Source organism: Staphylococcus kloosii, assembly GCF_003019255.1.
Lineage (GTDB): Bacteria > Bacillota > Bacilli > Staphylococcales > Staphylococcaceae > Staphylococcus > Staphylococcus kloosii.
This window is the reverse complement of record NZ_CP027846.1, coordinates 2,045,151-2,058,799: the sequence shown is the minus strand read 5'-3', so window position 1 is coordinate 2,058,799 and position 13,649 is coordinate 2,045,151. Positions and strand designations below refer to the sequence as shown.

At 32.3% G+C, this 13,649-nt stretch carries 11 protein-coding genes; 6 read left to right on the top strand and 5 right to left on the bottom strand.

Features of this window, described 5'->3' with window-relative positions; translation table 11 throughout:
- Window positions 1-77: 77 nt before the first annotated feature.
- Window positions 78-245, bottom strand: a complete 168-nt coding sequence (locus tag C7J89_RS10180) for a DUF2197 domain-containing protein (protein WP_081108190.1) — start codon at window positions 243-245, stop codon at window positions 78-80.
- Between the two features lie 2 nt (window positions 246-247).
- Entirely contained in the window at window positions 248-730 is a 483-nt protein-coding gene (locus C7J89_RS10175) for a hypothetical protein (RefSeq protein ID WP_061854952.1), read from the bottom strand.
- A 331-nt stretch (window positions 731-1,061) separates the two neighbouring features.
- On the opposite strand from C7J89_RS10175, the gene C7J89_RS10170 reads away from it, so the two are divergent.
- From C7J89_RS10170 to C7J89_RS10160, 3 genes are all read left to right on the top strand, one after another.
- Window positions 1,062-1,337 carry an Fpa/YlaN family protein gene (locus tag C7J89_RS10170; protein WP_061854951.1) on the top strand — a complete coding sequence of 92 codons (276 nt, stop codon included), beginning with the start codon at window positions 1,062-1,064 and terminating at the stop codon, window positions 1,335-1,337.
- A 280-nt stretch (window positions 1,338-1,617) separates the two neighbouring features.
- Window positions 1,618-2,853, top strand: coding sequence for a cell division peptidoglycan polymerase FtsW (gene ftsW, locus C7J89_RS10165; RefSeq protein ID WP_103295978.1), 1,236 nt, complete (start codon window positions 1,618-1,620; stop codon window positions 2,851-2,853).
- A 332-nt stretch (window positions 2,854-3,185) separates the two neighbouring features.
- The gene (locus C7J89_RS10160; protein ID WP_103295977.1) at window positions 3,186-6,641 is read left to right on the top strand and encodes a pyruvate carboxylase; all 3,456 of its coding nucleotides are present in this window, start codon (window positions 3,186-3,188) and stop codon (window positions 6,639-6,641) included.
- A 347-nt stretch (window positions 6,642-6,988) separates the two neighbouring features.
- Here the strand turns inward: C7J89_RS10160 and C7J89_RS13485 are convergent, their stop codons facing one another.
- A complete protein-coding gene (locus C7J89_RS13485) occupies window positions 6,989-7,111 on the bottom strand; it encodes a hypothetical protein (RefSeq protein WP_258027139.1) in 123 nt (40 codons plus the stop codon).
- Between the two features lie 301 nt (window positions 7,112-7,412).
- The gene (locus C7J89_RS10155; RefSeq protein ID WP_061854948.1) at window positions 7,413-8,321 is read right to left on the bottom strand and encodes a COX15/CtaA family protein; all 909 of its coding nucleotides are present in this window, start codon (window positions 8,319-8,321) and stop codon (window positions 7,413-7,415) included.
- Window positions 8,322-8,602: 281 nt separating this feature from the next.
- Between C7J89_RS10155 and cyoE the strand changes: the two genes are divergently transcribed.
- Both cyoE and C7J89_RS10145 read left to right on the top strand, forming a co-directional pair.
- Window positions 8,603-9,514: a heme o synthase gene (cyoE, locus tag C7J89_RS10150; RefSeq protein ID WP_103295976.1), complete on the top strand. Its 912-nt coding sequence runs from the start codon at window positions 8,603-8,605 to the stop codon at window positions 9,512-9,514.
- Window positions 9,515-9,538: 24 nt separating this feature from the next.
- Complete coding sequence (locus C7J89_RS10145; RefSeq protein ID WP_048794180.1) at window positions 9,539-10,000, top strand: DUF420 domain-containing protein; 462 nt, start codon at window positions 9,539-9,541, stop codon at window positions 9,998-10,000.
- 172 nt (window positions 10,001-10,172) lie between these two features.
- Here C7J89_RS10145 and C7J89_RS10140 read toward each other — a convergent pair whose 3' ends face one another.
- The gene (locus C7J89_RS10140) at window positions 10,173-12,437 is read right to left on the bottom strand and encodes an ATP-binding cassette domain-containing protein (protein ID WP_103295975.1); all 2,265 of its coding nucleotides are present in this window, start codon (window positions 12,435-12,437) and stop codon (window positions 10,173-10,175) included.
- 155 nt (window positions 12,438-12,592) lie between these two features.
- On the opposite strand from C7J89_RS10140, the gene C7J89_RS10135 reads away from it, so the two are divergent.
- On the top strand, window positions 12,593-13,636 hold the full coding sequence (locus C7J89_RS10135; protein WP_061854945.1) for a CAP-associated domain-containing protein: 1,044 nt from the start codon (window positions 12,593-12,595) through the stop codon (window positions 13,634-13,636).
- Window positions 13,637-13,649 lie beyond the last annotated feature (13 nt).

The window sequence follows — 13,649 nt, the reverse complement described above, 5'->3', positions numbered from 1 at the left end:
ATTAATTTTGAGACTTGTCATTAATAAACAAGGCCATTGTTATTTAAATAAATAACAATGGCCTTGTTTTTAAAACGTTAATTATAATTAATATGCTGTTTACGTTGTTTAGGTGAATCTAAACGACTTTTACATTCATCGCACATAAATGTGTGCATTGGGTCGTTACGGAGACGTTTAGCTTCTAATGTATTTTTGTCGATGAGTACTTTAGTATCACAAATTATACATTGTACGGTCATCATCATTAGATCACCTCTATGTTAGTCACATAGTTGAATTTTTGTGAATAGCCTTGTTCTGGTGTATAGATAAAACTATCAACCGCATTATCGTCATAAAGTCTTTTGCCTTCTCTAGCAAATTGGAAAAATAAATATGGTAATAATTCGATATCTATATCGATTGAGTCTTTATCATTTGATAAACGTATTAATTTAGCATCGTTATGTGGTTCAGCATTTTTGAAAAATGTGGCCATATTTATTACAAAAGTGCCATCAAGCATGGCATTTTTCTTATATTTAATTTCAGAATTTAACGTAGGTGGATTTGTTTGTCCTTCAAGAATAGCACGATTCCATTCTCTATTATCCTCGAAGTCTATCGGTTTAGTACCTTCAAAAATACCAGATTCTAAATCTTCAATTTTTACTTTGCGATCATCGAATATCCACGTTGTACTATCTAAAGTAATTGGAAATTTAACCGCGCCTTTAATTTGAATCATTTTCCCACTCCCTAATCAATTTATTACTCGTAAAAAATTTTATACCATTTAGATAAGCATTAAATAAAAGATAGAAATTGTGTCTTTTTTATGACATATTATAAACTTTATTTTCTGACAATTTCATAAGCTTAAAATAATGAAAAAAACCATGATATCAATGGTTGTAAAATTAACCATTTTAGTTTACCAAATTGAATGGTAAAAAATTTCTCTTAACTATTTTAGCATATCTTAACTCATGAAGTATAATACATAAATTCACTTGCTTTTTAATTCTTTGTAGGATAGAATTTTAATATAAAGTTACATTTGATAGGGGGAATATGTCATGGTAAAAAGTCAAAAACTAAATAATGCGGCATATGACCAGTTAAATAAAGATGCTGACAGGATTTTACAATTGATTAAAGTTCAAATGGACAATCTTACTTTACCTCAATGCCCATTATATGAAGAAGTACTAGACACTCAAATGTTTGGCTTACAAAAAGAAGTTGATTTTGCCATTCAATTAGAGTTAATAGATAAAGAAGTAGGGAAAGATTTAATGCTTCGTTTAGAAAAAGAATTGTCTAAACTTCATGACGCTTTTACAAACGTATAATGTGTATTAAATGTATTTGTTTAATGATATAAAAGCTAATCGTTTGTATTAAAACTACATAGAGACAAGTTAGTGACTAAAGAATCAAATGTATGTTGATTTATTTTTAGTCACTTTTTTTATAAAGTTACAAAATACATTACAACTTTATTCGAGAATTTACAGTAAAGTTGCTATAATAAAACGTGCAAAGTTTATACTTAATAAAGCGTAGCTCAAATTTTTTACATAAATTAAGTATATAGAAATGATATTATTTTAGAAGTGGATGAAATTTACAATGAAAAATATTAGGCAAATACTACGGCATGTAGGAAAATATGCAAAGTACATTGACTATCCTTTAGTTGTTACATATATTTTATTATGTATGATTGGCTTAGTTATGGTCTATAGTGCGAGTATGGTTGCAGCTACAAAAGGTACATTGACTGGTGGCATATCAGTATCAGGTACTTATTTTTATTCTAGACAATTACTTTACGTTATTATGAGTTTCGGAATCGTATTCTTTATGGCATTTTTCCTTAATGTTAAATTTTTGGAACAGACAAAATTTCAAAAATGGATGATGCTCATTATAGTAGGGTTATTGTGTGCAACTCTTGTGATTGGTAGTAATATTAATGGTTCTAAAAGTTGGATTAACTTAGGGTTTATGAATTTACAAGCTTCGGAATTGTTAAAAATTGCATTAATCCTCTACATACCATATATGATTGAAAAGAAAAGACCGAGAGTTTTTAAGCAACCTAAATTATTAACGTCGCCGATAGTACTAGCAGCATTTTGTATTGGCTTAGTATTGTTACAAAAAGACGTTGGACAAACATTACTTATTATAATCATATTCTTCTCAATAATATTTTATGCAGGAATTGGTGTTGAAAAAACGGTTAAATATTTACTTGTGATTGTTATTGGTGTTGTAGTTGTGGGTGGTTTGGCATTGCTATTTGGCTTAGTACCACATTACTTAACTGCACGTTTCAGTACTTTACTAAATCCATTTAGTAATGAAGCAGGTACTGGTTATCACATTTCCAACTCACTGCTAGCAATAGGTAATGGTGGTTTATTTGGTAGAGGGCTAGGTAATAGTATAATGAAACTAGGTTATTTACCTGAACCACATACAGACTTTATCTTTTCAATTATTTGTGAAGAACTTGGACTTATTGGTGGATTATTTGTAATTTGCTTACTATTCTTTATCGTTTATAGAGCTTTCCAACTTGCGAATAAAACATCATCATATTTCTATAAATTAGTTTGTGTCGGTGTTGCTAGTTATATTGGAAGTCAAACATTCGTCAACTTAGGTGGTATTTCTGGTACAATTCCACTTACCGGTGTGCCATTACCATTTATTAGTTTTGGTGGATCTTCTATGATTAGTTTAAGTATAGCTATGGGCTTATTACTAATAACTGCCAAACAAATTAAAATTGATGAAGCTTATAAAAAAGAAAATAATTATAATATACGATCTGTACCTACAAACAGACGTAGATAACGAAATAACAGGCATTACATTTTAGATGTAATGCCTGTTTATTTTTATACAATAAATGAAATGAAGATCAAACATAAAAATGTCTATTTTAAAGTACTTATTAGTGTATAAATAGGTGCTATAAAGGCGTTGATAAATTATAATATAATAGTAGACACACAAATTTCATATAAGATAAAGGTATGTCTATTGTAAATATACGAGTAATTATACATACATTAGTATAAAATAACACTAAGAATAATTTTTTACTGTATACAAACATCGCATTTTGATATAATGTTATATATCTAACTATTTAGAAAATTCAAAAATTTAAGGGGGACCATGATTTGAAAAACATAAATAAATTACTTGTAGCTAATCGTGGGGAAATTGCAATTAGAATTTTTAGGGCAGCAACTGAATTAGATATTCAAACAGTTGCTATATATTCAAATGAAGATAAAGGATCTTTACATAGATATAAAGCGGACGAATCATACTTAGTCGGTGAAGATTTAGGACCGGCAGATAGTTATTTAAATATAGAGAGAATTATCGAAGTAGCTAAGCGCGCAGAAGTTGATGCTATCCATCCAGGCTATGGCTTTTTAAGTGAAAATGAAACTTTTGCACGCCGTTGTAAAGAAGAGGGCATAAAATTTATTGGCCCAAGACTTGAACATTTGGATATGTTCGGAGATAAGGTGAAAGCTAGAGAAACTGCTATCAAAGCTGATTTACCTGTTATTCCAGGTACGGATGGACCAGTAGAAACTTTTGAGGCAGCCAAATCATTTGCCGAAGAAGCTGGTTATCCATTAATGATTAAAGCGACAAGTGGCGGTGGCGGTAAAGGTATGCGTATCGTTCGTAATGCTGATGAATTAGAAGATGCATTCCACAGAGCTAAATCAGAAGCCGAAAAATCTTTTGGTAATAGTGAAGTTTATATAGAAAGATACATTGATAATCCAAAACACATTGAAGTACAAATTATCGGTGACGAACATGGTAATATCGTTCATTTATATGAACGTGATTGCTCAGTTCAACGTAGACATCAAAAAGTCGTTGAAGTTGCGCCATCTGTAGGTCTTACAGAAGAAATGAGAGAACGTATATGTGATGCTGCCGTAGATTTATCCAATAAAATTGATTATGTCAACGCAGGGACAGTAGAATTTTTAGTTTCAGGAGAAGAGTTCTTCTTTATTGAAGTAAATCCACGTGTTCAAGTTGAGCATACAATTACAGAGATGATCACAGGTATTGATATCGTAAAAACTCAAATTTTAATTGCTGATGGTGAACCATTATTCGGCGACCGTGTTAATATGCCTCATCAAGAAGATATCAAAACATTAGGTTATGCGATTCAATGTCGTATTACAACAGAAGATCCATCTAATGACTTTATGCCAGATACAGGCCGTATTATAGCTTATCGTTCTAGTGGTGGTTTTGGTGTACGTTTAGATGCGGGCGACGGATTCCAAGGTGCGGAAATTTCACCATATTATGATTCTCTGTTAGTTAAGTTGTCTACACATGGACTTAACTTTAAACAAGCTCAAGAAAAAATGGACCGTTCATTACAAGAAATGCGTATTAGAGGCGTAAAGACGAACGTACAATTCTTGAAAAATGTAATCCGTAATCCTCAATTTATTAGTGGTGATTATACAACTAAATTTATTGAAAATACGCCTGAACTTTTTGAAATTGAACCGAGCCAAGATAGAGGTACAAAAACGTTAGAATACATTGGTAACATTACAGTAAATGGCTTCCCAAATGTAGAAAAACGACCAAAACCTGAATACGAAGTTACACCAACGCCAAAAGTTAGTAAAAAAGAAATCGCGCAATTATCAGGTACGAAACAATTATTAGATGACAAAGGACCAAAAGCTGTAGCCGATTGGTTAAAACAACAAGAAGATGTATTAATTACAGACACTACTTTTAGAGATGCACATCAATCATTGTTAGCAACTCGAGTTCGTACAAATGACATGATGAACATAGCGTCTAAAACGGCGCAAGTCATGAAAGATAACTTTTCTCTTGAAATGTGGGGCGGCGCAACGTTTGATGTTGCCTACAATTTCTTGAAAGAGAATCCATGGGAACGTTTGGAAAGATTACGTAAAGCAATACCTAACGTGTTATTCCAAATGTTATTACGAGCTTCTAACGCGGTTGGTTATAAAAACTATCCAGATAATGTTATTAAAAAGTTTGTCAAAGAAAGTGCTGATGCAGGCATCGATGTATTCCGTATCTTTGACTCATTAAATTGGATAGATCAAATGAAAGTAGCGAATGAGGCAGTGCAAGAAGCTGGTAAAATATCTGAAGGTGCGATTTGTTATACGGGTGATATTTTAAACCCAGAACGTTCTAACATTTATACGATAGACTATTATGTCAATATGGCGAAAGAGTTAGAGCGTGAAGGTTTCCATATTTTAGCAATTAAAGACATGGCAGGTTTATTGAAACCTAAGGCAGCTTACGAACTAGTTGCAGAATTAAAATCAGTCGTTGATATTCCAATTCACTTGCACACTCATGATACAAGTGGCAATGGTTTACTACTGTATAAACAAGCGATTGATGCAGGCGTCGATGTTATTGATACTGCTGTAGCATCAATGAGTGGCTTAACAAGTCAACCAAGTGGTAACTCATTATATTATGCATTAAACGGCTTCCCTCGTGATATGCGTGCGGATATAGAAGGTATGGAAAGCTTATCTCAATATTGGGGTACAGTTCGACAATACTATAGTGACTTTGAAAGTGATATTAAATCACCAAATACTGAAATATATAAACATGAAATGCCAGGTGGTCAATATTCTAACTTGCATCAACAGGCTAAAAGTTTAGGTTTAGGTAATCGCTATAACGAAGTCAAAGATATGTATCGTAGAGTCAATTTCTTATTCGGGGATATTGTTAAAGTGACACCGTCATCTAAAATTGTTGGTGATATGGCACTATACATGGTACAAAATGATTTAGATGAAGAAACTGTACTCAAGGACGGTTACAAATTAGATTTCCCTGAATCAGTAGTATCATTTTTCAAAGGTGATATTGGTCAACCTGTAGATGGCTTCAATAAAGAATTACAAAAAGTAGTGCTTAAAGGTGAAACACCTTTAGAAGACAGACCAGGTGAATACTTAGATCCAGTAGATTTTGAAAGTGTTAGAAAAGAACTAGAAGAAAAACAACTTAAAGAAGTAACAGAACAAGACATTATTAGTTATGTGCTGTATCCAAAAGTATATGAACAATATATGACAACACAAGAACAATACGGTAACGTATCATTGCTTGATACACCAACATTCTTCTTTGGTATGCGTAACAATGAAACTGTAGAAATCGAAATTGATACAGGTAAACGTCTAATCATTACACTTAAAGCTATAACAGAACCAGATGAGAAAGGTGTACGTACAATTTTCTTCGACATGAATGGTCAAGCACGTCGAATTTATATTCAAGATGAAAATGTAAAAGCCAATGCAAGCGTAAAACCTAAAGCAGATAAATTAAACCCTAACCACATTGGTGCGCAAATGCCAGGTTCTGTAACAGAAGTTAAAATTGCTGAAGGTGAAAATGTGAAGAGTGGCCAAGCATTATTAATTACAGAAGCAATGAAAATGGAAACAACTGTTCAAGCGCCATTTGATGGTGTAGTTACTAAGTTAACTGTACAAAGTGGCGACGCAATTGAATCAGGTGATTTATTAATCGAAATTGAAAAAGAAGCGGTAGATTAACTTTTCAAATTTAATTAACTATAAAACAGAGTCCGGGACAGAAATATTCTAGAAAGTAAAAATACAGTGGGAATTCATTAGTAAAATTGAATTTCCACTGTATTTCATTTTCAAAGTCTTTTTAGTAGCTCTTAGAGCTACCATTTTTTCTTATATTTGTTGCTATTAAGGCAATTCCAAGTTCGCGTTTTACTATGAATTCCCACCTAATGACATATCTTATTTCATAGTAAGTACAATTTTATGTGTTAAATTCATTTTCGTTAGATTTGTTCAATTACTTTACTAATATATCTTTCAGTGTTTTTCACCACACAAATGTAGACTTGTTAGCACTTGCTTCAATCTTAGTACCATCTATGTATAAACTCTACAATTTGATTCACATAACGTGCAATATCATTTTCTGTATTCAATATTTCAATATTTAGTGGTAGCGTTATTTGAGACATGTTATAATTTTTATACATAAGGCACCTCGTTAATTTGGTTTTTGTCGTGATTAATTAAATTATACGAGCGTGCTTTATTTTTTGTATAAAATTGGACATTTGTAACGATTTTGTAAAGTGCTGACGCCTAAGGGAATCGTATGAGTGAGAGACTACAGGCTCGAGCCATACCCTAGGCAAGCATGCACGAACAAAATCGTAGATTATAAAAAATAACACCTCATTTTTACTGAATAAATCAGTAGAATGAGGTGTTATTTAATTCGAGTTAGGAATTATGTCCCAGGCTCCATTTGTTTATAGCGTTTATCATTTTTTATTAACCACCACTACGAATCGTTCGTAACATTAGTACGATGAAGTAGGTGATTAAACCAAATAAAATAGTGATAATTAAAGCGTGTAGTAATGCAATAATTAAATTCACATGTGTGATGACAGATAATGCGCCTGTAGTTACTTGCAAAATAATTAAGATAAATGCAGTCGTGTAACCATAACGGATTGTTCTGTTTTGGTGATAATTGTTAAGTGCATGGATGAATGTTAATAATATCCAAATAAATGTAATTAACGCCATACCTCTATGGACGAAGTTAATCCAATCTCCTTCGGTATGAGGTATAATATCATGAAATGGCAATGGCCATTCACCATATGCAAGACTTGCTTTCTTATGTCTTACTAAGGCACCAGTATAAATTGTTAAATATACAATGCCCGTCATAATCCATGTTAAACTACGTAACGGTTTTCTAATAAATAGTTCATCAGCCTCATATTTGCGATCGACTTCAAAAATGATTAAAGTCATTACAAAAACAGAAGAAAAGCTGACTAAAGAAATACCGAAATGAAGTGCTAGAATATAGGCGTTTTGTTGCCAAATTACTGCTGCTGCCCCTATAAGTGCTTGAATTAATAAAAAGCTAATACTAATAATTGCTAATGGTTTTATTTCTTTTATATAACCAATATGTTTCCAAGCAACAATAGATAACCATACTACAACGATTAAGGATAAACCCGACACGGCACGATGGCTTAATTCGATTATTGTTTGTATTGGTAAATTTTGCGGTAGAAAAGCGCCGTGACATAATGGCCAGTCGGAACCACAGCCATCAGCTGAACCAGTCTTAGTTACGAGCGCTCCACCTAATTGTACTAGTGCCATGATGATGGTAGCTAGTACCGATAACCATTTTAGGTTTCGTTTTTTAAACAATGATAAACACCCCACCAAAAAATACCTTTATGAGATAAAAATTTCCAATAACAATATATTATAGTAATTATATCGGTTATTGCAAAAATCTCATCTTAAATTATAAGAAAGGTTATAATAATCTTTAATCTTATTATAGCAAGAATATATATATAATTTGTGTCACAATAATGACGATTTGTAATGTCGCTAAAGTGTCACAAATAAATTTTAATATATATGGAGTTTTAAATAATTTTGCTTTATCATATATATTGTATGAAAATATTAGGAGGGAAATTATGAACAAAGAGCAGACTTTGTCACAATCTTCGAGCCGTGTAACTTATAAAGAGTTACAGCAAATTATTAAAATGGGGCTTGTACAGGGCAACTTAATTCCAGCATTTGCTGGTTCATGGCTTGCAATTGTTTTAGCAAATCATTCCTTCCTCTCGTCAATACCTCAAATCATTATGATGCTATTAGGGTCTACATTGATTATGGGTGGTGCTTGTGCACTGAATAATTATTATGACCAAGATATTGACAGCATCATGCCTAGCAAACAAAAGAGACCAACTGTAAACGACAGAATTTCAGACAGAAATTTATTGATCCTTAGTTTTGGGATGATGTTAATAGGAGAGGCATTATTGTTTGCACTTAACATACCTTCAGGTGTAATTGGTTTATTAGGAATCGTTGGTTATGTATCTTTTTATTCTATTTGGGCAAAACGTCACACAGTATGGAATACTGTAATCGGAAGTTTTCCTGGAGCTGTGCCACCGTTAATAGGATGGACTGCGATTGAAGGTCATTTAAGCGTAACTGCAATTGCATTATTTTTAGTTGTCTTTTGTTGGCAACCCGTACACTTTTACGCTCTAGCGATTAAGCGTCAAGATGAATATTCATTAGCAAATATTCCGATGCTACCATCAGTTAAGGGATTCAATCGTACGAGAGTGAGTATGTTTATCTGGTTAGTATTTTTACTACCATTACCATTTTTATTTAGAGATTTAGGTATTACGTTTATGGTACTTGCTACTTTACTAAACTTAGGTTGGCTATACATGGGTCTAACAAGTTTTAAAAAGGGTACTGATAATACTAAATGGGCAACTAAGATGTTTATCTATTCATTAAACTATTTAGTAGTATTTTTCGTATTAACAGTAATCGTTTCTCTAATCGAAATGTTTTAAATTTAATTATTAAGGATGGAACTTATGAATTTACCTATTTTACCTACAATTAGTACAACCTGCATTGTATTAAGTGCAATTTTAGTTGCAATAGGTTGGCGCAAAATTTGGAAACGCAACATCGAAGGGCATAAAAGAATAATGTTAACTGCCGCAGTAGCAGCTTTATTATTCTTTATTATATATGCTTCAAGAACTGTGTTTATAGGAAATACGGCTTTCGGCGGACCAGATTCAATTAAAATTTATTATACGATATTTTTAGTTTTTCATATAAATTTGGCTACAATTGGTGGCATTCTTGGTTTAGTCCAAATTATTACTGCGTTTAAAGATAAGTTTAATATTCATAGAAAAGTCGGACCTATCGCTTCTATTATTTGGTTCTTCACAGCGATTACAGGCGTAGCAGTATATGTGTTACTTTATGTTTTATATCCGGGTGGAGAAACAACGTCATTAATTAAGGCAACTTTAGGTCTATAAAAGGCTTTGCGCCCAATAATTAACCAATCAACTTGTTTGAAAATCATACATGTTGATTGGTTTTTTTTATATAGTTAAATATGAAATGTTGCTGGGACGATATTAAATAAGGCAATTGCTAGTTTAGATAACAGCAATTGCCTTTTATTTTTGAGATAAGATTTTAATCTGCTTATTTATTTTGTGTAATATAATTTTTTAAATGTTTGGCTGTAAATGATGATGTGTAATTTAACAATTCTTGAGGTCTGCCCTCAAATAGTAAGTGACCACCTTGTTCACCTGCATATGGGCCAATGTCTACAATCCAATCTGCTTGGGTCATGACGGTTAAATTATGCTCTATCAATATGATGGTATTGTTTGCAGCGATAAGGTCGTCAAAACAATTCATCAATATATGAATATCATTTTCATGTAATCCTGTAGTTGGTTCGTCAAATATAAAGATATGATTTTCAACTTTATCGATTAAATGTTTACTCAACTTCGCTCGTTGTGTTTCACCACCAGATAGCGTACTTAGAGATTGTCCTAATGTCATATAGTTTAGACCAGTAGCTTTTAATGCCTGCAGTGCAGCAATGATATTGTCATTATGATCAAAGTATTCAAGTGCTTCATCTACTGTTAAGGCAAGTATGTCTGCGATAGAGTAATTATTAACTGTCGCTTCTAAAACTTCTGGATTATAACGTGTGCCGTGGCACAAATCACAAACTTGCGTGAAATCCGGCATAAAGGCAAGTTCTGTTTTGAGCACACCTTTACCATGACATTGTGGACATGCACCTTCAGAATTATAGCTAAACATACTTTTCTTTAAATTAGTGTGTTCACTAAAGAATGAACGAACTTCATCAAAAATATCCATAAAAGTTAATAGATTTGAACGACTAGAAGCATGGGCTGCTTTTTGCGTAATATAGCTGACGTCATTGCGTGATGTGAAGCCAGAATTAATTAACGAGCTTTTTCCTGAACCAGCAACACCCGTTATAACTGACATGGCTTGTTGTGGAAAAGTTACAGTTATATCTTTTAAATTATTATGAGTTAAATGTGATAATTCAATAGTTTCTTTAAAAGGTCTAGGATTGCTTTTTAAATGTTTTGGCTTTCTAAGTGCCTCACCCGTACTTGTATTTGAAGCCAATAAATCTTCGTAACTGCCCGTGAATGTAATATTACCACCATGTTTGCCTGCTTTTGGACCTAAATCAACAACGTAATCTGCAATTCGAATCACATCTGGATCATGTTCAACGACAAGAACGGTATTACCTTTAGCTTTTAAAGATTGAATGATTTCATTAATGCGTTGAATATCTTCTGGATGTAGACCTATACTTGGTTCATCAATAATATAAACTAAATCACTTAAAGGACTATTTAAATGTCTAATTAATTTTATACGTTGTGATTCTCCACCTGAAAGTGTAGGAGTAGGACGTGATAAAGTTAAATAGTTCAACCCAATGTCTCTTAAAGCTTCAAGTTGTTCAAGTAAAGGTGCTTTGATTACATTAGCTTTATCGTTATCAATTTTTTTTAAAAATGCAATAGCATCATTAATGGATAGATTAGTAAAGTCAGCAATATCTAGTCCATTTATTTTACAACTTAGCACTTCTTGATTTAATCTTTTGCCATTACAAGTAGGGCAATCCGATTGTGTAACTACACGGTCTACATCTTGCTTGAATTTATTTTTTTCAAAATTGTCACTTAATAAAAATGAACGTCTGAAGCGATGTATTAATCCTTCAAATTTTGCAGTTCGTGGCCAATTACTTGGCGGATTTTTAAGCTTTTTAGGTTTGGTATATAATAAAGTATCCATCTCTTCTTTAGTATAATCTTTTAGCTTTTTATCATTGTCAAAAAGACCTGAGTATAAGTACCTTTTTCCTCGCCAACTGTCAGGTCTAAAAGAAGGAAAGTTTATCGCATCTTCATTTAAAGACTTGTCATAATCGAGCAACTCATTTAAATCGATATCTTCAACATAACCTAGACCTGAACATGTTTCACACATGCCTTTTGTATTATTAAAAGAGAAAATATCTGAATAGCCTACAAACGGCTCTCCTATGCGTGACCAAAGTAATCTTACTGAAGCGTAGATATCGGTAATCGTTCCTACGGTAGACCTTGAATTACCACCGAGTCTTTTCTGATTTATAATCATTGCGACGGGTAGATGAGCGATTAAATCGACGTCGGGTTTTTCATATTGAGTCAGTTGATGTTGTATGTATGAAGAGTAGGTTTCATTTAATAATCTTTCAGATTCTGCAGCTATCGTATTAAACACGAGTGATGATTTCCCAGAACCTGAACGGCCAGTAAAAACAGTTATTTTATGTTTAGGAATATCTATTGAAATATTCTTTAAGTTATTTTGTCTTGCACCTTGAATGCTAATTTGTTCCATTCTGTTCACCTCATTAGGTTGTATACCCTATAATTAAAGCTATAATAGTAAAGTTAGAAATGTTAAAAACTGAATTATTTGTATAAATAAGATATCTTGATTGTATATTAACAAAACATGTACAATGTGTATAAGATAAATTAGGTGGGTGAAAAATGAACAAACTAATAATAAAAGTTATTGGTGTAATAGTATTAATTATATTTTTAATTTACTTATTTTATTCACCTAGGTTGAAATTTGACGTATTAGAAAATCCTAATAAAGATAGTAAAAATACTACTTCAAATAAAGATTTTAAACCTCAAAAACAAAATACTGAAAATAAAATACCTAAAAAAGGTGTAGGCACATGGATGGGTAAAAATATTAACCATTTAACTAAAAAATTTGGGCAAGCAGATCGTACATATCCATACCAAAATGGGTTTAAAAATTATGTGTTTAGGGGCAATAATCAATATTATGTTGTGACGACGAAAAAAGACATTATCAAATCAGTGTATGCTACAGGAAAAAATGCCGATGTTAGCCCACTTAAAATACAAGACAGAGCGTCGTCAGTATTCGAACATTTAACGATAAATCCAGAACCCACAATTCACGTTAATGGGAAAAAATATGATTTAGAATTATCAGACGAAGATATGAAAACACAAACGTTAGTTAAATTCGGTAAAATGTACGCTCAAGTATATATAGACCAACAATCTAACAAAATTATCGGTGTACGCTTTTTAGACAGTGATGCACTTAACACGTTTAAACCATATCAAACGGTTAATTCAGAAGATACTAAAAAACCAAAAGAAGATGCGTTACCTTATGAACAAAATCCAAATCAATTAATGACTTTATATGAAGTTACTAATGAAATGAGAAAACTTAAAGGATTAAAACCTTTAAAAATAAATAACCAACTCTCTAATATAGCTTCTTATAATTTATATGATGCTACGGGGTCAGATAGTGTTGAATTTACCGAAGACGCATTAAAACAACAGTTAAATGCTAAACAAGTACCATTCGTCTCAACGAGTCAAAATGTCGGCTACGAATTTAATGATGTACCAACGCTCATTAATAGTTGGATGAACTCAGATATACATCGCTCAAGAATGTTAAATAAGAAATATAATCAAATGGGCGGAGATGTAATGGACGATTACTATACGTTAATATTTATTAAAGACAAATAAGGCGAGGTGTACT

Coding starts and splice junctions, on each gene's coding strand:
- C7J89_RS10180 (WP_081108190.1), bottom strand. CDS start 245: ATGATGACCGTACAATGTATAATTTGTGATACTAAAGTACTCATCGAC.
- C7J89_RS10175 (WP_061854952.1), bottom strand. CDS start 730: ATGATTCAAATTAAAGGCGCGGTTAAATTTCCAATTACTTTAGATAGT.
- C7J89_RS10170 (WP_061854951.1), top strand. CDS start 1,062: ATGGTAAAAAGTCAAAAACTAAATAATGCGGCATATGACCAGTTAAAT.
- ftsW (WP_103295978.1), top strand. CDS start 1,618: ATGAAAAATATTAGGCAAATACTACGGCATGTAGGAAAATATGCAAAG.
- C7J89_RS13485 (WP_258027139.1), bottom strand. CDS start 7,111: ATGTATAAAAATTATAACATGTCTCAAATAACGCTACCACTAAATATT.
- cyoE (WP_103295976.1), top strand. CDS start 8,603: ATGAACAAAGAGCAGACTTTGTCACAATCTTCGAGCCGTGTAACTTAT.
- C7J89_RS10145 (WP_048794180.1), top strand. CDS start 9,539: ATGAATTTACCTATTTTACCTACAATTAGTACAACCTGCATTGTATTA.
- C7J89_RS10140 (WP_103295975.1), bottom strand. CDS start 12,437: ATGGAACAAATTAGCATTCAAGGTGCAAGACAAAATAACTTAAAGAAT.
- C7J89_RS10135 (WP_061854945.1), top strand. CDS start 12,593: ATGAACAAACTAATAATAAAAGTTATTGGTGTAATAGTATTAATTATA.